Annotated in this window: 22 protein-coding genes and 1 pseudogene; 17 read left to right on the top strand and 6 right to left on the bottom strand. The window is 34.9% G+C overall.

What is annotated here, in order from left to right; genetic code table 11:
* Positions 1 to 22: 22 nt before the first annotated feature.
* The 6 genes from ACFO5Y_RS04625 to ACFO5Y_RS04600 all read left to right on the top strand — a co-directional run bounded on the left by ACFO5Y_RS04625 (position 23) and on the right by ACFO5Y_RS04600 (position 4954).
* Positions 23 to 724 (top strand): DUF2786 domain-containing protein, encoded by a 702-nt coding sequence (locus tag ACFO5Y_RS04625; protein WP_138405007.1) that lies wholly within the window; start codon positions 23 to 25, stop codon positions 722 to 724.
* 169 nt (positions 725 to 893) lie between these two features.
* The gene (locus tag ACFO5Y_RS04620) at positions 894 to 2396 is read left to right on the top strand and encodes a pyruvate kinase (RefSeq protein ID WP_197103367.1); all 1503 of its coding nucleotides are present in this window, start codon (positions 894 to 896) and stop codon (positions 2394 to 2396) included.
* A gap of 92 nt (positions 2397 to 2488) precedes the next feature.
* Positions 2489 to 3220, top strand: coding sequence for a sortase family protein (locus ACFO5Y_RS04615; RefSeq protein ID WP_197103369.1), 732 nt, complete (start codon positions 2489 to 2491; stop codon positions 3218 to 3220).
* A 116-nt stretch (positions 3221 to 3336) separates the two neighbouring features.
* Complete coding sequence (locus ACFO5Y_RS04610; RefSeq protein ID WP_197103371.1) at positions 3337 to 3618, top strand: DUF503 domain-containing protein; 282 nt, start codon at positions 3337 to 3339, stop codon at positions 3616 to 3618.
* Between the two features lie 18 nt (positions 3619 to 3636).
* Positions 3637 to 4071 (top strand): pyridoxamine 5'-phosphate oxidase family protein, encoded by a 435-nt coding sequence (locus tag ACFO5Y_RS04605; protein ID WP_197103373.1) that lies wholly within the window; start codon positions 3637 to 3639, stop codon positions 4069 to 4071.
* A 211-nt stretch (positions 4072 to 4282) separates the two neighbouring features.
* Positions 4283 to 4954, top strand: coding sequence for a deoxynucleoside kinase (locus tag ACFO5Y_RS04600; protein WP_138403334.1), 672 nt, complete (start codon positions 4283 to 4285; stop codon positions 4952 to 4954).
* 64 nt (positions 4955 to 5018) lie between these two features.
* On the opposite strand, the gene ACFO5Y_RS04595 is transcribed toward ACFO5Y_RS04600, so the two are convergent.
* Positions 5019 to 6377, bottom strand: a complete 1359-nt coding sequence (locus ACFO5Y_RS04595; protein WP_197103375.1) for an FAD-binding oxidoreductase — start codon at positions 6375 to 6377, stop codon at positions 5019 to 5021.
* 103 nt (positions 6378 to 6480) lie between these two features.
* On the opposite strand from ACFO5Y_RS04595, the gene ACFO5Y_RS04590 reads away from it, so the two are divergent.
* The 7 genes from ACFO5Y_RS04590 to ACFO5Y_RS04560 all read left to right on the top strand — a co-directional run bounded on the left by ACFO5Y_RS04590 (position 6481) and on the right by ACFO5Y_RS04560 (position 11171).
* Positions 6481 to 7242 (top strand): alpha/beta fold hydrolase, encoded by a 762-nt coding sequence (locus ACFO5Y_RS04590; RefSeq protein WP_197103377.1) that lies wholly within the window; start codon positions 6481 to 6483, stop codon positions 7240 to 7242.
* Positions 7239 to 7976 (top strand): pseudouridine synthase, encoded by a 738-nt coding sequence (locus ACFO5Y_RS04585; protein WP_197103379.1) that lies wholly within the window; start codon positions 7239 to 7241, stop codon positions 7974 to 7976. The genes ACFO5Y_RS04590 and ACFO5Y_RS04585 overlap by 4 nt, the downstream gene beginning before the upstream one ends.
* 126 nt (positions 7977 to 8102) lie before the next feature.
* The gene (locus ACFO5Y_RS04580) at positions 8103 to 8648 is read left to right on the top strand and encodes a MotA/TolQ/ExbB proton channel family protein (RefSeq protein ID WP_197103381.1); all 546 of its coding nucleotides are present in this window, start codon (positions 8103 to 8105) and stop codon (positions 8646 to 8648) included.
* Complete coding sequence (locus tag ACFO5Y_RS04575; RefSeq protein WP_197103383.1) at positions 8638 to 9138, top strand: hypothetical protein; 501 nt, start codon at positions 8638 to 8640, stop codon at positions 9136 to 9138. Before ACFO5Y_RS04580 ends, ACFO5Y_RS04575 begins: the two co-directional genes overlap by 11 nt.
* A gap of 12 nt (positions 9139 to 9150) precedes the next feature.
* Positions 9151 to 9558 carry a hypothetical protein gene (locus ACFO5Y_RS04570; RefSeq protein WP_197103385.1) on the top strand — a complete coding sequence of 136 codons (408 nt, stop codon included), beginning with the start codon at positions 9151 to 9153 and terminating at the stop codon, positions 9556 to 9558.
* Between the two features lie 121 nt (positions 9559 to 9679).
* Positions 9680 to 10558: a fumarylacetoacetate hydrolase family protein gene (locus ACFO5Y_RS04565; protein WP_197103387.1), complete on the top strand. Its 879-nt coding sequence runs from the start codon at positions 9680 to 9682 to the stop codon at positions 10556 to 10558.
* 13 nt (positions 10559 to 10571) lie between these two features.
* Positions 10572 to 11171, top strand: coding sequence for an SOS response-associated peptidase (locus ACFO5Y_RS04560; RefSeq protein ID WP_197103389.1), 600 nt, complete (start codon positions 10572 to 10574; stop codon positions 11169 to 11171).
* 54 nt (positions 11172 to 11225) lie between these two features.
* Here the strand turns inward: ACFO5Y_RS04560 and ACFO5Y_RS04555 are convergent, their stop codons facing one another.
* Entirely contained in the window at positions 11226 to 11675 is a 450-nt protein-coding gene (locus tag ACFO5Y_RS04555) for an Ohr family peroxiredoxin (protein WP_197103390.1), read from the bottom strand.
* Between the two features lie 162 nt (positions 11676 to 11837).
* Between ACFO5Y_RS04555 and ACFO5Y_RS04550 the strand changes: the two genes are divergently transcribed.
* Positions 11838 to 12965, top strand: coding sequence for a baeRF6 domain-containing protein (locus tag ACFO5Y_RS04550; RefSeq protein WP_197103392.1), 1128 nt, complete (start codon positions 11838 to 11840; stop codon positions 12963 to 12965).
* Positions 12966 to 13044: 79 nt separating this feature from the next.
* On the opposite strand, the pseudogene ACFO5Y_RS04545 reads toward ACFO5Y_RS04550, so the two are convergent.
* Both ACFO5Y_RS04545 and ACFO5Y_RS04540 read right to left on the bottom strand, forming a co-directional pair.
* Positions 13045 to 14804: pseudogene (locus tag ACFO5Y_RS04545) on the bottom strand (ABC transporter permease/substrate binding protein).
* A complete protein-coding gene (locus tag ACFO5Y_RS04540; RefSeq protein WP_331459496.1) occupies positions 14797 to 16053 on the bottom strand; it encodes a quaternary amine ABC transporter ATP-binding protein in 1257 nt (418 codons plus the stop codon). Before ACFO5Y_RS04540 ends, ACFO5Y_RS04545 begins: the two are co-directional and overlap by 8 nt.
* A gap of 398 nt (positions 16054 to 16451) precedes the next feature.
* Here ACFO5Y_RS04540 and ACFO5Y_RS04535 point away from each other — a divergent pair, with 398 nt between their 5' ends.
* The 3 genes from ACFO5Y_RS04535 to ACFO5Y_RS04525 all read left to right on the top strand — a co-directional run bounded on the left by ACFO5Y_RS04535 (position 16452) and on the right by ACFO5Y_RS04525 (position 18082).
* Positions 16452 to 16940 carry a cupin domain-containing protein gene (locus ACFO5Y_RS04535; protein ID WP_197103397.1) on the top strand — a complete coding sequence of 163 codons (489 nt, stop codon included), beginning with the start codon at positions 16452 to 16454 and terminating at the stop codon, positions 16938 to 16940.
* A gap of 38 nt (positions 16941 to 16978) precedes the next feature.
* A complete protein-coding gene (locus ACFO5Y_RS04530; RefSeq protein ID WP_197103399.1) occupies positions 16979 to 17407 on the top strand; it encodes a hypothetical protein in 429 nt (142 codons plus the stop codon).
* Positions 17408 to 17572: 165 nt separating this feature from the next.
* Positions 17573 to 18082, top strand: coding sequence for an AI-2E family transporter (locus tag ACFO5Y_RS04525; RefSeq protein ID WP_197103410.1), 510 nt, complete (start codon positions 17573 to 17575; stop codon positions 18080 to 18082).
* Between the two features lie 59 nt (positions 18083 to 18141).
* On the opposite strand, the gene nth is transcribed toward ACFO5Y_RS04525, so the two are convergent.
* A complete protein-coding gene (nth, locus tag ACFO5Y_RS04520) occupies positions 18142 to 18765 on the bottom strand; it encodes an endonuclease III (protein ID WP_197103412.1) in 624 nt (207 codons plus the stop codon).
* 79 nt (positions 18766 to 18844) lie between these two features.
* On the bottom strand, positions 18845 to 19618 hold the full coding sequence (locus ACFO5Y_RS04515) for an HpcH/HpaI aldolase family protein (protein WP_197103414.1): 774 nt from the start codon (positions 19616 to 19618) through the stop codon (positions 18845 to 18847).
* Between the last annotated feature and the right edge of the window lie 30 nt (positions 19619 to 19648).

The following is a 19648-nucleotide window of genomic DNA, read 5'->3' as shown; positions in this document are numbered from 1 at the left end:
GCCATAACAAGGGGGTATTAATGTGTCAATCAATGATAAAATTCTCGATAAAATACGTAATTTGTTATCACTTGCTGAAGACGGTGGTAATGACGAGGAGAGTCAAACAGCCTTATTAATGGCCCAAAAATTAATGCTTAAATATAAAATTTCTCAAGATGAGTTAAATGAAGGTGGAAAGCAAGAGATTATTATCAAATCCCTTTCTGTATATAAGCGATTATATTGGTGGGAGAAAGTGTTAGTTAAGATCATTTCTGAAAACTTCAGAGTGATGTTTTATGTGCAGAGTAACCGTCTACCACATCAGAAGAGCGTGCAAAGAAAGCTTGTTCTAATGGGTTACCCTGAAGATGTTGAGTTGGCTTATGAAGTGTTTTACTTAGCTGCTGAATCAATGAAGCATTATGCAGGAATTCATATTAAAGATAATAATGAAGATTCTACACTCGCTCAAGCTCAAATTCGAAAAGCCTACTATCAAGGGTTTATGGATGGTTTAGACCATAAATTTGCCAAGCAAAGAGAAGAGATGGCAGATGATAATGAGAAGTTTGCTTTAATTATCAAAACTCCTCAAGATGTTGTAGATAAGTTTAATCAAGAAATTAATGGTTCTTTAGCCTTTAAACAACCTGATTTAAGTCGAAATAGCCATGCCTATCATGATGGTTATGACCGTGGACAAAATGTTTCTTTAACGAATAAATACTTAGACCAATAAATGATAGACTAGATGTTTAAAGCACTGCAATTTTTGTAGTGTTTTTTTGTATTTCCATAAAATTTTATACCTATAAATATATATGTAGTAATAATAAAGGGTAACGTTTTCAAATGTCGATGAATATTGTTATAATCACATTAACAATAATATATTATGAGGTGAACAAATGACATACTCAAGTATTGAAGAACAAACTCAAATTTATGATGATTTAACAGAATTATACCAACAAATAAAAGCTGAATCTGAAACTGAATTTAAAGCCATTGATAAATATATCGAACGAAACGAATTTCGTGAAAGTGCTAGGAATTTGTTTGCTTATCTTGCTTTAAGAAGACGAGATATCCGATCATTACAAGCAGATTTATCTTCATGGGGTCTATCAAGTTTAGGTAGATTAGAGTCTAGAACGTTATTTACTTTAGAGTCTGTTATTAGACGTTTAGGAAATACAATTGGCAAAGATATGGAGATTGAAGAACCTGAATCAAAACAATCAACAGCTGGAAGAAACAGACTTGCTCAGAATACACAATTGTTTTTTGGAGATGCGCCAAGAGAAAGAAATACACGCATTATGGTGACAATGCCTACAGAAGCATCTGAAGACAAGGTGCTTTTGAAAGAATTAATTGAGAGTGGGATGAATGTTGCTAGAATTAATGCAGCGCATGACAATGAAGATACTTGGAGTGCCATGATAGACAATATTCATGAAGTAGCCGAAGAATTAGATAAAAAAGTAAAAATATTAATCGACATTGCCGGTCCTAAAATTAGAACGGATTGGGTCTTTACAAAATTTAAGAAACCCAAAGTAAAAGCAGGTGATTTAGTTCGTATGACTAAAGATTATGTAAATTTACCAGCTCTTGATGACGATATTAAAGTGACTATCGGTTGCAGTATACCTCAAATTTTTGAGCAATTATCAATTGATGATCCGATTTTGATTGATGATGGGTCCATTGAGCTTGAAGTGAAAAAAATTGGGGAGTCAGAAGCTTTACTACTAGTAAAGAGAGTCAGAGGTGGCTCTGTAAGAATAAAGGCTGAGAAAGGCCTTAATTTCCCTAAAACAGAGTTTGATATCGATGTCCTAACTGATGAAGACCGAAAAGCGATTCACTTTGCCGTTGAACATGCGGATATGATTGGTTGTTCATTCATTCGAACTACGGATGATATTGAAGAAATTCAAGCAGAAATTGAAAAAATGAATCGACCATTGAATGACATCCCATTAACTTTAAAAATTGAAACAGTTCAAGCAATGAATAATTTACCAGAAGTGATTCTAAAAGCTGGAAGTCGAAACCCAGTATCTGTCATGATTGCCCGCGGAGATTTAGCGGTAGAAAGTGGTTATGTGAGACTTGCTGAATTACAACAAGAAATCTTATGGATTTGTGAGGCAAGTGATACTCCTGTGATATGGGGGACAGAGGTAATGGCTTCAATGCTGGATGAAGGAATTCCTTCTAGAGCAGAGGTGACCGATGCCGCTGAAGGGAGCCGTTCTGAGTGTGTCATGCTTAATAAAGGCTCTTATATGTCAGATACAGTTCAGATGCTTAACGATATCTTAATTAAAATGGAAGAACACCAATATAAGAAAACACCTACATTAAGATCATTAAATGTCGCAAAGATTAAATTACCATAATAGATATACTAAATATTAACGGAAATTTATAATATATTTAGTATTAAATTAGACACTTTTAGTTATAATATGATTACTAGACTAATTTTGAGGTGATTTTTATTAAACGCTTTCTACTATTAACATCAATACTCGCGACTCTCTTGCCTTATACAAATTCTTATACGCCAAACACGGCAGTACTTGCTCAAGATACTTTGTCAGTACAGGAAAGAAACGGAGTAGACGAGGACGAAACAGAAAAAGATAATGAAGATGACAGCCTGAAACCCGAAGATATTGAAGGTGCGGTCATTCATGAACCAGTTTTACCAACTGACTACGATGAAGAGGAAATCGAATCCTTGCCAGAAGATGGGACAGAAGCAGGCTATACTGAAGAAAGCCTAAACGTGAATGGTTATGAGTTTTCTTTTAAAGACATGCGAGGAAACGAAGGCTTCGGTGATGATTTTGATGAATTAAATGAAGTCTTGAATGAAAACCGAGTGGCTTATGTAGGTCAAAATAATATCAATACATTTTTTGGTCATTACTATGATTTATCGGGTACAGGCGTTTTTAATCCATTAGCGGATCAAGGTCTGCTAGAGGTTGGAACAGAAGTGGTCATTACAGATGAAGATGGTTTAAGTAAAGGTTATGAAATTACTCAAACGATTGAATTTCTACATGAAAATCAACAAAAGCAATTTTACGGTGATGATTATATGCCTGATTTAGCCTACTACGGTAATGGTGATGATATGGTATATATTCAATATTGCCGTTGGGATATTCAGACTGGCCTATTAATAACAAATATCGGCTACCGCATTTGGTAATATTGTCATAACCAATATCAGAGGAATGAATCATGTTTTATAACGTGATTGATTTCTTTTTCTAATTCATTATCAATGTGAGACATTGAAATATTTAATTTAAAGTAGGGATATAGATGCATGTACATGTCTTGACAATCACCTTTATAATTAATGATGCTTATTCTTTAAAAGATAAACGCCGCATCGTCAAAAGTATCATTCAAAAGAGTCAAGGTCGATTTAAAGTTTCAGCAGCAGAAGTTGCATTTCATGATATATTAAATCAAAGTGAACTTGCTTTCGGGATTGTTACAAGCGATGCAAAGTTAGGCAAGAAGCGTTTAGAAGATATATTTGCTTTTATAGAAAGTACTTATCCAATTATGGTCACAGAATATAATATTACAGAAATGTAACTTTTTAGGAGGAAGAATATGGAATACAAAAAATATTTAACTTTATTACAAGATGACATTGGTGCAGCTGTTTTTTCAACAGTTGACAGTGAAGGATTACCGCAAGCACGTTATATTAATGTAGGCGTCGGGAATGAAAAAGGAATCTTCTTCATGACATCACCTAAAACTGGCTTTTACCAGCAATTAGAAGCGAAACCTGAAGTATCGATTACGGGCATGGCTAAATCTGAGAAGGGTATAGAAGTCATTCGCGTGAGTGGATCTATCCGCAAAGTTGGAAAAGAACATTTAAAAGAAATTCTAAAAGATAATCCATATGTTAATGATGTGTATCCAGATGAAGCAGACCAACAATCTGTTCAAGCATTTCAACTATTTAAGGGACATGGTAAATATCAACATCTACAAAATAAAATCGTCGAACATTTTGAATTTGATGTAAAAGATTAGCTATTCAGGGCGTCACTTTTTAACGAGAGTGACGCCTTTAATATTATAAATTTATGTGGAATAATTAACTTGAATCCATCGACAAAATTCTGTATAGTTTCATAGGTGCGTCTAAGACAATTTTAAATATTTACTTGATAACACAATATATAGTGTTATAATTTGTAAATAGACACAACATGTTGTTGTATGGAATAAAGGAGAGGAGTCGATGGCGATTATAGTTGTTGGTGGAATGATTGGTGCTGGAAAGACAAGTGTAGCAAAATTAATTGGTAATGCACTTGGTTCAGATATTTTTTATGAAAATGTGGATGACAATGAAATACTTCCATTATTTTATACCGCATCAGAGGAAGAACAAGAATTAAAAAGATATTCATTTTTATTACAGTTAGAATTTTTAAGTAGCCGTTTTTATAGTATTAAGGAGGCACTTGTTCACCGTAATAACGTATTAGATCGTTCAATCTATGAAGATTGGTACTTCGCGAAAGTAAACAACGACTTAGGTCGTATTTCAAATCTTGAGTTTAGTATTTACGAAAAGCTTTTGACAAATATGCTTGAAGAATTGGATGAACTACCTAAAAAATCTCCCGATTTAATGATTTATTTAACAGGCTCATTCGATACAATCTTAAAGAGAATCGGCATTCGTGGTCGTGAATTTGAACAAGATATCAATTTAGTGAACTATTATGAAACACTTTGGAGTGGCTACGATGATTGGGTAGATAATCACTACCACGCATCACAAGTAATCAAAATTGATATTGATAAATACGATGTCGTTAATAACCCTGCTGATGCAGAAGTGGTTATTGAACTAGTAAAAAATAAACTTGTTGAGATGGGTCAATTAGAACCTGCGACAAAATAAATACATAAAAAATCACCTTAAAGAGTTAATCTTTGAGGTGATTTCTTTGTTTAAGGATGAAGTATTAATCAAAAATTTTACCTGGATTTAATCGATTGTCAGGATCAAATGCCAATTTAATTTGTTTTAAGTAATGCAAATATTCGCTACTCATCACTTGTTTAAAGTATGGCTTTTTAACTAAACCAATACCATGTTCTGCAGAAGGTACACCACCGACTTCAGAGACATAAGCATATAAATTCGTCAGTATTTCATGTTTTTTCTCTTGCCATTCATCTTGGGTTAAGTCGCCTCGTAAGATAGAAGAGTGAATATTACCATCTCCTGCATGGCCAAAACTAATGAAATTTAAACCACTATTTGCTTCGACTTCATGTGTATATTTGAAAAAATTCACAAATTCATTCACAGGAACGGAATAATCTAGAGGCTCTTGTTCAGAAATTGTTAGTATTCCTGCTAATATATTATCGCGTAAATCCCATGCAGTTAAACTATCTTCTTCAGAAAGCACTAAAAACTCAACTGCATTATGATCATGAGTAATTTTTTCTAATCGCTGAGCTTCTTCTTGAATGACCGCTTCTTGCATCCCATCAAAGGTCATTAATAAGTAGGCAACTCCTTTTTCACTTGGGAATGTTTTATTCAAGAGTTGTTCACTATATGCGATGGCACGACGTTCGAAAAACTCAACAGCCGTGATATCCAAACCATTCCGCAAGATAGAAAGTACTGCTTCCGCCGCATCGTCTAAAGAAGGGAAGGCGGCGATATAGGATTGTTTAAACTTAGGTAAGGGAATCACTTTTAAGTAGACTTTAGTAATGATTCCTAAAGTTCCTTCCGAACCAATAAATAGATGATTTAAGTTATAACCTGAACTGTTCTTAATCGCTACACTACCTGTCTCAATAACGTCACCGTTAGCAAGGACGATTTCCATTTTACGAACGTATTCACGGGTTGTACCATATTTAACCGCGCGCATACCACCAGCATTTGTAGCTACATTACCACCGATCGAACCGTGTTTTGCTCCAGGATCTGGTGGGTAGAAATAACCTTTGGATTCAACAAATTGTTGAACTTCACCATTAGTGACACCAGGATCTACAACTAAAGTTAATGTATCTAAGTCGAAGTCAATAATCTGATTCATCTTGCTGAGATCAATGATTAACTCACCACCGAAAGCTGACGTCGCTTCAGCTAAACCAGTATTAGCTCCATAAGTAATAATTGCTAAATCATTTTGGTTGGCATATTTAACTAAGTCGACGACTTCTTTTGTATTCAATGGATATGCCACCGCGTGAAGATTAATTATTTCACTGTGTTCATTTACCGAATAGGCTTCAGGAATGCGACTTCCTTGTAGAATGCGTGATGGCTCTGATATAATATTATCTAATTTCATAATTGCCTCCTTTGAAAAGCTTTTCATTATGATAAGAATAACAAATTAGTCAAACATTGTCATCAAAAGTACAATGATATACTTTAAAGAAAGTTGGAAAAAATTGAAAATTATTGTAAGAAAAAGAATGATTGGGACAATTCCCGTATTTGAAGTTGTTGAAGACGCAGATCGAAATAAACCCTTGCCGATTATCGTATATTATCATGGTTGGCAAATTAATAAAACATTAGTTATCACCCAAGGCCGTAAGTTAGCAGCCAAAGGCTTTCGAGTTGTTTTACCGGATGCTGAGAATCACGGTGAACGTATCCAGTCGGTTTCATCGATACCCTCATTGACTTTTTTTAATAGCATTCATACAAATCTATTTGAATTTGGCTATATTATTGATTATTTCAAAAAACGTCATTTAGCCACTGATTTCATTGGTGTAGGTGGTTTGTCGATGGGTGGAATGACAACATGTGCCTTAATGACTCATAATCCAGAAATTAATGCAGCAGCATGTATTATGGGAACACCAGCTTTAACTGATTACAGAGACATGATTCACCGACATGCGATAAGTCGTAATATTTACTTACCTAAGGACTATTTCAATCTAACTGCTTGGATTCCTAAGTATGATTTAGCTCGCCAGCCCGAATTATTAAATGACAGACCTTTCTTTATTTGGCACGGGGATGAAGATGAAAAAGTTCCATTTAGCCAGACAAAAGCCTTTGTAGAAGAGAATACGGAATTGAGAATGGAAGTCATCTTTGAACATGCTGGTCACCTTGTACAAACTCAGACGATGGATAAAATTGCTGATTTTTTTGAACGTAGCCACAATGAATATTTAGAAGAGTTAAACAGATGACGCTGGATGAGTTATTACAACAAGCACTCGATTTGCCTGTAAAAAATAGAAAGAGATTATTACAAAGTAAGCAAGTAACGTGTGACGGAAAAATCGTCACGGATCGAATGCTTACGGTCGATCCTGTATTATTTGATATCAGAGTGAATGGTAAGCGCATAGGTAAAGATTTTGGACATACTTATTTAGCCTTGAACAAACCCAAAGGGGTCTTGAGTGCTAAAAAAGATTCGGAATTCACTACCGTTTTAGAATTACTAAAAGAACAAGACTTTGATGAGAGTTTATCAATTGTAGGGCGATTAGATCGTGACTCAACCGGCTTAGTTTTTCTCACGAATAATGGTCAATTGCATTATCTATTTGAACAAGCACGTTTCGCTAAAGAGAAGCAATATCGTGTCACTGTGAATGGTTTGATGGATCAGATAATGGTTGAAGCATTTAAAAGCGGCTTACTATTAGAAGATGGAACTCAACTCAAGCCAGCCAAATTACGCATCTTAAATCAATCCGTGAGTGAAAGTAGTGGGATTGTTACTATAACTGAGGGTAAAAGACATCAAATTAAACGGATGTTTTTACAATGCGGGGTAAAAGTGACAGACTTACATCGCATTATGATTGGCCCCATTCACTTGGACGGGGCAACGCAAAGTGGCCAATATCGGGATTTATATAAAGAAGAATTACAAGAATTAAAACAAATAATGCAAGAATTAAAACGATCATAATTTGTATCGATATTTAATATTTAATTGTTAAAAATGATATAAATTTACTGTTATAAAGTTATATTCTTCGCAAATTTCATGTAAAATGGTATGATTAAAACACATAAGATTAGAGGTGAATAGTCATTGCAATTTTTTCAACCAATATTAGATAATTTTTTCAAATTTGATTTTTTAATTGTCATTATAGCGATTGGAGCAGCTTTTCTGTATTATCGATGCTTAGAAAGCTGTAAGCAATTATTTAACATTTTAATTCCACGAGGAAACGTAGCTTTAGGTAAGAAAAACCAGAAAAGTATGAATAGACACTATAAGTTATATTTTGATTCTGATGGTGAGCAAGAAATTCTCCAAAAGCGTCAAAAAAGCAACAGTCTCTATGTATTATTTACAAACGTCTGTGCGATATTCCCATTGATGGGTTTATTAGGAACAGTCATCTCATTAATACCGATGGTCGGTGAATTAGATACGAGTTTGTTCTTTATGGCACTGACATCAACGTTTTGGGGGATTATATTCGCCATTATCTTCAAAGCTTTAAACGGTTATTTACAAGCTAGAGTTGAGGAGAACAATGAATTAGTCCAAACTTATTTACTAAGAAAAGATGCGATTGTCGAACGTCATGCGCGTCAAAATTATGAGGACTCCTACGATGAAATTTAAAGAAATGATTGTCGACTTAACTCCATTGCTTGACGTGATACTAATTCTGTTGTTTATGGTATTAGCGACACAATCTCAATCAACAACGGAGACAATTACAGCTTTAGAAGAAGAAGTCAGCCAATTAGCACAAACGCAAATGCCTCAAACGCAATCAGAACAAACTTGGTATCAAACCTATCAACAATCAATTGGAAAAGTAAATATCGTCTTTCCATCCAGTCTAGATGATGATCCCATGTATTTAGTTTTGGAAGATGGAACTGAAGTTCAAAAACCAGAAACCCAAGATTTATACTCATGGCTTTCGTCTCAAATAGAGACGATTGAACAAGAAGTAATTATTGTTTCGTTCACTTATAATAATGAAGAAATATTCTTAAGAGATTATCGAAATATTCTATCAGCAATAACTCAAATAGATCAAAACTCGGATAGTACCGTTGTCTATCAAGAACAGTTAATTGAACTCAGTAATGAAAATGAATAAGGAGTGGTAATAATGGCTAGAAAAGATAATAAGAAGAAAAGTAAATTTGGTATCTGGGGTTGGCTTGTTGCAGCCTTAGTATTAGTAGGTGGAGGATTCGGCGTAACGCAAGGTGGTTGGTTAGACGGTGGTTTAGGAGACGGCACCGAAACGACAGAGACTACGACAAACGAAACCAGTAGTGTTGGCGAAGGTAATGAGGAAGCGAAACACGTGAATATAACGATTTCTCAATCTGATATCCTTTGGGATAATGAAGCTGTGACAGAAGAAGAAGTTGAAACACGTGTGAGTGAAGAGGAAGATTCCACAACTTATACTGTGACTGATGATAATGCAATCAAAGCAACTTATGATTCAGTCATTGAAACTTTAACTGATTCTCAAGCAGATTTCCAAGAAGCTGAGGAACAGTCTTAATACAACTAATTTATAGAGAGATCTAGATTCAGCAGAGTCTTGGCTCTCTATTTGTTTATACGATATAATGATTTATAAGGAAAACGCTTCATAACTTTTGCCAAATGAAAAGGAGTAGAAAATGAAATTACTTAGTTACCAATATAACAATTCAATCAATGTCGGTTTACTTACACCAAATGGAGTTATTTCAATCGAAAGCCTTCGTAAATACACAGATAAAGAGCTAAATGGCTCACTTGAAACATTAATTGAGGAGAAACAATTTCCGATAATTAAACAAATTTTTGAGAAGAATGAATCTTCCTTTGGTGAATCTGATTATTTAAATTACGCTGACTTACATATTTTACCGCCGGTAAGTCGACCTGAAAAGATAATTTGTGTCGGTTTAAACTATTTAGATCATGTGTCCGAAGGACCGGACATGGATGTGCCTGAAGAACCAGTCTTATTTAGTAAATTTAATAATGCTCTTGCAGCGGATGGGGAAGATATACCTAAACCCTTAGATGGCGAACAAATTGATTATGAATGTGAATTGGTCATTATTATGGGAGAAACTGCCCAAGATGTATCTGAAGAAGAAGCGTTAGATTATGTATTTGGCTATACGATTGGAAACGATTTGTCAGTGAGAGACTTACAATTTAGATCTGGGCAGTGGCTACTTGGTAAGACACCCGACAAATTTGCGCCAATTGGACCGGTCGTCGTGACGTCTGATAGTATAAATCCTAATCAATTAAACATTTCTACAAAGCGAAATGGGAGAATCGTTCAACAATCGAATACAGATAAAATGATTTTTAACTGCGCTAAAATTATCTCCTATGTATCAAAATATATGACGCTTAAACCCGGAGACTTAATATTTACAGGGACACCTGAAGGTGTTATCTTAGGCTATGATGAAGGCGAACAAGAGTGGTTAGACTCTGGTGACGAGATACAAATCGCGATAGAAGGCATTGGGACACTTACAAATCGTATTATTTAAGGAGAGATTAACGATGTGTGGTCAATATAGTTTTTTAGAGAATAAAAAAGCATTACTAGAGCGTTATGCAGGTACGGAATTAGATTCGAATCTACCTGAAGATGAGAGAGAAGTGTACTATCCAAGTCAGAATAACCTCATTTTACTTCCGAATAATAAATTTTACGCGATTAAATGGGGTTTTACGCCAAGTTTTGCCAAGAGACCTCTAATTAATGCACGTTTAGAATCGATTTTGGAAAAGCAGACATTTATTGAAGCCTTCAAACGTAAACGCTGTTTAATTCCTGCCACTTCGTTTTATGAGTTCAAAGAAGTTGATTCACAGGAGAAGAAAGAGCGTTGGCAAATAGCTGTAGCAGGTTTAGACATATTCTCAATTGCTGGTATTTGCGAGCGCTACGAGAACGATGATGGTTCGAGTACATTAACATATTCAATGTTAACGAAAGACTCAGAAGGCCCAATGGCTGATATCCATCACAGAGTACCTGTCATCTTAAATAAACAGACAGAGAGGGAGTATTTGAATTTAAATACAGATCCCAATCAACTTCAAGAGACACTGCTGACTTTGTCTATCGATTTAACGTTTAAACAAGTGACAAATTAAAAGCAAGCTTATGGACTGTAAATGGACAGTTTATAAGCTTGCTTTTTTAAGGGATTAATTATTCACGTCTTCAATAAAGAATGTTTCGATGGCAGTAACTTTAGAATCGATGTTTCCACGAGTCGCTTTTGAATAAGCGCAATCACCGTGCGCTTGGTCAGCGATTTCTTGCACTTCTGTTAATGATAAGCCTTCAATACCAACTTCGATATTAGCCACTAGTTTAAAACCGCCGAATTCAGGGTCAGTATTAAGTCCAATTTCAACGCCAACTTTTGACTCACCTTCTGCACCAAACGTCTTCTTGTGGCGTTCTAAAGCTGAATGGAAGCAAGCACTCCAACCTAAAGCGAATAACTGCTCGGGATTGACAGCTTCTCCTGGTCCACCCATTTCTTTAGGCATTGCAACATCCACTTCAAAACTACCATCTACTAAACGACTAATTCCATGACGTCCACCAGTATTCACTGCCATAGTCGTATAACGTCTTTTTTCTGTCATTAATTATCATCCTCCATAAGTTCTATATATATAGATTACCAATAATTATTTGGGATGCAACTTTTCTGTACTAAAATAGTGTGATATCTCAATGTGTATGATTTTACAGTTAAGAGAGATATTGTTACAATTAATGTATTACAAAAAGAAAGGGGTTTCACTATGATAAAATTAACTGCCTTTCCGGCGAAAGAGTTAGAGAAGGTTGATAAGATATTTGTGTCAATTGCTATGGAGTTGCATGCAACATCTGTCAGCTCCGATCAAGATCGTATTCAATTGAATAACCTTTTAGAAGAGGCCAAAAAGAAAATTGAAGCTGAATGCGACAAAGAAGTTTCAAACAAGTTTCTAGATCAAATTGAAAGAGCGAAAGTCAATGACGTTGAGTTAGTAACTTATCGAGGAGGACTCGCATTATATATTACAGAAGACGAAGTCTACTATTACCACCTAGGTATTCCGGTTGCTAATTTAGTTAATGTAGGTAAAGCACCAAATTTAACACCACTGATTGAAAACTATCAGTACACGAACCAATATCATGTATTAATTCTAAATCGTGAGGATATTCGTTTATTCGAAGGGGATGCTACTTCTGTTAAAGAAATTGACTTTGAAGATGATGATGCACCAAGAACATTAAATGATGCTCTAGGTTCAGAATTAACTGGCGGAGGAGCCAATTCAGGTGCGTATAGTGCGACAGGTGGAGGAGAACAAGGCTATCATGGTCATAATGATACAAGTCATGAAAAAGACATAGATCGTGAGAATTACTTCAGAGAAGTTGACAATTACATTCATGAAAATTATTCTTCAGCTCGTAACTTACCACTCATTCTATATGCTTTATCCGAAAATCAAGCTGTATTCCGTGACTTGTCTAAGAACCCTTATTTAATTGATGACAGAATTGAAGAGTCAGGTGCAAATGCGAATTTCAATACCGTTCAAGAAAAAGCCCTGAACAAAAATGTTGAAATTGTTAAAAAAGAACAAGAGACTATGTTCAATCGCTTTAGAGAAACAGCACCTAAGTTTAGAATTGATAATCAATTAGATGATTTATCCATGAGTGCTATAGAAGGGCGAATTGAAGAGTTATTGGTTAATAAAGCTTATACTCAATCAGGTACAATTACTGATAATGGTAGTTTTGAAGAATCAGACAAAGACTTCTTAAAACAACTCATAACAAAAGTGGCAACTGCTAAAGGAAAGATTTATATTGTTCCAGAGGATGATATGCCGGATGGAATTAATGTCTCTGCAAGATTACGCTATTAAGCATTAGAATATTAAAAGTAAAAATCACACTCCATTAGGATTATTTCCTAATGGAGTGTGATTCTTTAAGAGATTAATTTTATTCAAATACGCCTTCTAACCAAGAATCCACTGTTTCACGATTCTCATTAATCCAGTTTTGTGCGGCTGTACGGTTATCCGTACCATTTTGCATAGCTAGAGTAACACTTTCCATGTCTTCAATTTCCCAAAAGAATCGATCCACAATTTCGTTGGCTTCAGGATGGTCTTCAGCAAAGCCTAAACGAGTGAAAGTATAGATATCTTCAGCTTCTCCGTATACTATATCAGGATCTTCTAACATCTTAATATCATACTCTGAGAACATCCAGTGTGGAGTCCAAGCAACAAAGACAAATTCTTCTTCGTTTTGAATCGCTGTATCTAGTGATGCTAACATCGCTCCAGTAGATGGTGCTTCTAATTCCCAATCACTTAAGTTGTCATAATTGTTCATTGCTGCTTCTGTTTGAATCATGGCACCTGCACCAGGCTCGATACCAATAATGGTTTGTTCTGCTTGCGAATCTAAATCAGTAATCGAATCAACGTCCATATAACTTGGAACACCAATTCCTGTAGAAGCACCTTCTAAGTTTGGGCCTAAATCAACCATGTCGTCTTCATATTCTTCAATAATGCTACCATGAGTGATAGGTAACCAAGCGGCAGTCATCACATCTGATTCACCAGTAGAGATTGACTCGAACATGATTGCATTATCAACTGATACAAGGTTTACATTGTATCCAGCTTCTTCTAATACTAAGCCTAAAACTGTTGAAGACGCAATTTCTGTATCCCAAGGGTTATGAACTATTTGGATTGTTTCTCCCGTTGAACGTGTTGCAAGTTCAGTGTTGTTAACACTATAAACAATTTCACCTACGAACAGAACAGCTAGAATGGCACCGATAATTCTATGTATTGTTTTCTTATTCAAAATTATTCTCCTTTCCGTTCTTAGTCTACGCGGCTTTTATTTGAGCTTTGTAAGATACGATCAATAACAATTGCTAGGACAACTAAAGCGAAACCTGAAACGAATCCAGCTCCAGCTTGACCACGTTGTAATGCAGTTAATACGTTCGTACCAAGACCAGGTGCACCAATCATTGAAGCAGTTACTACCATTGAAAGTGCAAGAAGAACGGTTTGGTTTGTACCAGCCATTATCGTTGATTTGGCATTTGGTAATTCTACTTTATAAAGTTTTTGCCATCCCGTACTACCAAATGAATCAGCCGCTTCAACTAATTCTTCAGGAACTTGTCTAATACCTAAGTTAGTGAAACGAACAATAGGTGGTAGGGCAAAGATCACTGAAGCGAACACACCAGGCACCATACCAATTCCAAAGAAAGAAACAGCTGGAATTAAGTAAACAAAGGCTGGCATTGTTTGCATAAAGTCTAGAATAGGTTGAATGATTTTCTCTGCAAGAGAACTCTTAGCCATCAGAATACCTAAAGGTATACCAACGATAATTGAGATTAAACTTGCAACAATAATTAATGTTAGGGTGTTCATCATATTACCCCATAAGTTCTGGTTGTGAATATATAATAACCCAATACCAGCGAAAATTGATAAGCCCATTTTTCTATTTGAAACGAAATAGGCAACTAACATCACAATAATGATAAAAGCAAGTGGTGGAATTAACATTAACATACGTGTCATCCATTCCATTGAACTTGTACCCACACTGTTTAATGAATCAAATAACACATTGAAATTGGCAGTTATCCAATCAATAAAATTAGAAATCCATTCTGAAAAAGGTAGCTGTGGAAACATATCTAATAAACTACTCATGGTCTAATTCCTCCTTAGTAGAATCTTTAATTTCTGTATCATCCTCATTGTTGTTAATAACATCATATTGCGTGTCGGTTGTCATGGCACCAATAACGTTACTGCGGACGATAACTCCTTCTAATTCACCTTTATTGCTTGTAACAGCAATTGGTGTTTCAGAATCATGAATCACATCGAATAAGTCATCAATTAATGCGCCAGATTCAACTTCTGGAACGTCAGATTGAACAACACTTGATATATCATCATGACCTTGGTGTAGTAATGATTCCACTTCTTCGCGGGTTACAAATCCAATTAATTGTTCATCTTTATCTACAACAAGAATATTACTCATACCTTCATCTACCATAATACGTAGTGCTTCTGAAGGTGTCTCTAATTGAGTTGTAACAGCTGTTGGTTCTTCCATAATATGTTGCGCTGTATATACTTTAGTACGGTCAATATCTTCTACGAAGCGTTTAACATAATCATTCGCAGGATTTGATAAGATTTCTTCACCCGTACCAACTTGAACAACTTCACCATCTTTCATGATTGCAATACGATTACCAAGTCTTAGTGACTCGTTTAAATCATGGGTAATAAAGATAATTGTTTTGTTTAATGTTTTTTGCATTTCAATTAACTCATCTTGCATATCACGACGGATTAGTGGATCTAAAGCAGAAAAGGCCTCATCCATTAATAAAATATCTGGGTCGTTAGCAAGCGCTCTTGCAAGTCCAACACGTTGTTGCATACCTCCAGATAACTGATCAGGGAATTGATCCTTATATGGAAGTAAGCCAGCGTTATCTAATGCTTGTTCCGCTTTTTCTTGACGTTCCGCTTTCGGTACGCCTTGTACTTCTAAACCATACTCAGTATTCTCTAGAATAGTACGGTGAGGGAAGAGACCAAAATTTTGAAACACCATACTAATTTTTTTACGACGGATATCTCGTAAATCATTTTTATTCATTTGTGATACATTTGCTTCATCAATATATACATTACCGTTTGTCGGTTCAATAAGACGATTTAACATACGAACAAGTGTAGATTTACCACTTCCTGATAAGCCCATAATAACGAAAATTTCTCCAGCTTTTACATCAAAAGTAGCTTGATTCACTCCAAGTGTTGCACCTGTAGCTGCTAATATTTCTTCTTTAGTTTTTCCTTGATTCATTAAGTCTAATGCTTCTTTTTCATTGTCTCCGAAAATCTTTGTTAAGTTTTCGACTCTTAATTTACTCACTAATTTTACCTCTTTTCATTGTAATCTTTTTGTAATAATCACGTTTTTCACAATAACATAGTTAATTATGCATGTAAAATGAGACGAAAAGATGAATCTGCTTACTAAATTAGATTATCGCTTACAATCCATTAAGTTAGCCATTCTAATAATATGATAAGAATTCTCTCATTTTCACTTTTTGAACAGAAATCAAATAAAATTTTACAATTATTAAATAATTTATATTCATAGAAGCAAGTGATAATCCTTCTGTGATAATTTTTATCTTAATTTATATAGAAATATATTTGATATTCTGGCGGATATAATGCAAGGTAAATTTCGTGCGATTTAATAAGTGTAGCGTTATAATATACTATAAGTATTAGAATAAATATAACGATAGGAGATATAAGATGGAAACAATAAAAATGCAACTTCAAGAAAATAGTCCTTTTCCCAATAACAAACTGCCTGTCGTCATATATAAAAAGGCATTAGATGAGATTTTTAAACAAAATGACTATTCTGGAGAGGACGTTCTAGGTTTTCTAGAGAAACATCATTATTCAAATGGTTGGATAAATGGAATTTTATCTAAGCATCACTTTCATTCAATTGCCCATGAGGTGTTAGCATGTATTTCCGGATCAGCGAGGGTACAATTGGGAGGTCCTGAGTCAAAAATTATTACCTTTACTCAAGGGGATGTCGTATTCCTACCAGCCGGAACAGCGCATAAAAAGATGGATTCAACTGAAGACTTCATAATTGTAGGCGCATATCCGAATGGAGATTCATACGACATGCGCTATGGAGAAATAAGCGAGTATGATAAAGTAAAAGAGAACATTATAAAAGTTCCCAAGCCGGAACTGGACCCTGTCACGGGACAATCATTTTAAAGGATTGACTCCGTATAAACGAAAGTGAGATGTATACTATGAACACAGCTAGTAAATCTGAGAATATCGAAGCCCTAATAGAAGAAGTTATGCCAGGAAGCCAAATAGATAAAAATTATATTTATGGTTATACACCACCAGGTCTAATGGCTTCTATAATGTATAATAAGTTTCAATTTTTAGTTGCTTCAGATTATTTCATTGTGTATTTTACTCCTGATAATCTACTATTATTAACCGTTACAACTTTAGGAGACTTAAGTGGAGAGTATGCAATCATTCCAATCGAAGATATTGAATTTTTTAAAGCGAAAAAAGGATTCATTCAATATAAAATCACACTCAAATTTTATGGTGAAAAGAAGAGCATGATTTTAAAATGCAATAAAGCTATTCTCAATATGAAATGGCAAAAAGAAAACTTAAATCATTTGCTTGAGACAAATTGGAATGGCTTTGTAAAATAAATCTAAAATAAACGCATTAAACAGATTAATTGTTTAATGCGTCTTTTGTTATAGAGCATATTTACGTCTTAGGGCGGATGATTTTTATACTAAATTTGTTAAAATATAACTATACTAAAAAATTAAAAATAAAATCAACCTGTAATTAATGAAAGGATAGATTTAATGAATTCAAACACACAATTTTGGGGTGAAGTATTTTCAACAGGTGTTAAAAATATTTGGCTATTTGCAAAAGCAGAAGTAAAAGTCATCGGAATTGTTATATTATTACTCATTCTAGGTTTTTGGGGGATTGGCTATGATCCTGGTTATGCCATAGCATTCGCGATTGGAATTAGTCTATTAGATTTAATCCCAGTCGTCGGAGCGGGGATTGCATTTATACCTTGGGTGATTATTGAATGGATATTTGGTGATCCGAGTCAAGGATGGTTATTACTCTTCTTATATATCGGAGTCGAAATTATCGAACAATTAATCGAACCTTTTTTCTTAGGGAAAGACTTAGAACTACCATTCTGGTTACCCGCAGTGATTATGATCTTATGTGCGGTTATATTTAATGTATTAGGGATTGTTGTTGCCTCAGTGTTAATACCATTTATAGCAGCGTATCGCCAAGTACGCAATAAATACCGTAGAGAAAATCATTTAAACAACTATTATGATTAAATACTAAAGGAGCGCAGAATATATCTGTGCTCCTTTTTTGAATATGAATGAGAAGAATATTAGCCTAAATGTGCATACAATTGCGGGTGATTTTCACAAAGTGGCTTACGCGGTTTACAAATTTCTCTTCCAAAGTTTATCATCGCTTGATGAGCATGTCCCCATTGCTCTGGAGGTAATATCTCTGTCACTCGCTTTTCTATATCTTGAGCTGTCGCATCATTGTCAACAATATTGTGATGCTTACATATCCGTGTTACATGGGTATCAACCGCAAAAGCTGCTTCACCATAGGCGACACTTAAGATAATATTGGCAGACTTTGGACCAATACCGGTTAAGGATGTTAATTCTTTACGTGTCGTTGGAACTTCACCACCAAAGTTATCTAACAGCTGTTGGCTACTCATAAAAATATAGCGCGCTTTATTATGATATAAGCCTATCGTATTTATATACGTTTCAATCTCTTCAATACTCGATTCAACGACCGCTTCAGGCGAAGGGTAGCGTTCAAACAATTTGTCCTGAATTTTTTCAATAGAGGCATCCGTTGCTTGTGCACTTAGGATGACTACCATTAATAATTGAAAAGCATTCTCATAACGCATCGTCGGTCTAGCTTCTGGATATAAATTCATAATTTCATTGAGTACGATTTTAGCATCTGTTTTACTTAGCATCTTATCATTCCTACTATAAGTTTTAGTTATATTATAGTATATATTTAAATTATTTACAGGAAAGAATAGATTCAAAGCTTTACTTTTTAACAGTTTCTAACATATTCTTAAAAGCTTCGATCATAATTGAAGCATCCATTGAGCAAGTAACAGCATCAAAGCCATAATCTCTATAATATTTTGCCTGCTCAGTATTAGCCCCAAAGATAAAAGTAAATTTATTGTTATTACGACATGCTTTATAAATACGAGCTAGAGCCTCTTTAAAAATAGGGTGATCAAATTGAGCGGGAATACCTAAGGCAATCGTTAAATCAAAAGGACCAACAAAGATACCGTCAACACCATCGATCGCACAAATTTCTTCGATATTCTCTAAACATTCAGGTGTTTCACATTGTGGGATGATTAACGTTTCTTGATTACGCTCTTTAAAGTAGGCTGGTAAATCGGAAACTTTATCACTATAGCCAAAATCAGTGACACGAGATAGGAAAAATCCACGATTACCAATGGGTGCGTACTTCCCCCAATCAACCACTTGTTTAACTTCATCAACAGTTCGAATATTTGGAATAATTAACCCTTGAACACCAACATCTAATGGACGTAATACATTCGATCGACTAATATCTTTTATTCTCATTAAAGTAGACATATCACGTAATTCAGCTGTATGAACAATTTCCAACAGTGATTCCGCAGTAAACGTACTGTGTTCAAAATCAACAATGAAGAAATCTAACCCCGCAATTCCTAAACATTCTACGATAGAAGTTCCAATCGTTTCAAAGAACGTGCCAACCACTTGTTCGCCTGCCTGCATTTTCTTTAATATCATATTTTCTTTCATAATTATCCCCCCCTAAATTCTATGCTAACT

The sequence above is a fragment of the Ruoffia tabacinasalis genome (assembly GCF_042652985.1).
GTDB lineage: Bacteria > Bacillota > Bacilli > Lactobacillales > Aerococcaceae > Ruoffia > Ruoffia tabacinasalis.
The sequence above is the reverse complement of the archived record's forward strand: the minus strand, read 5'-3'. Positions and strand labels throughout refer to the sequence as shown.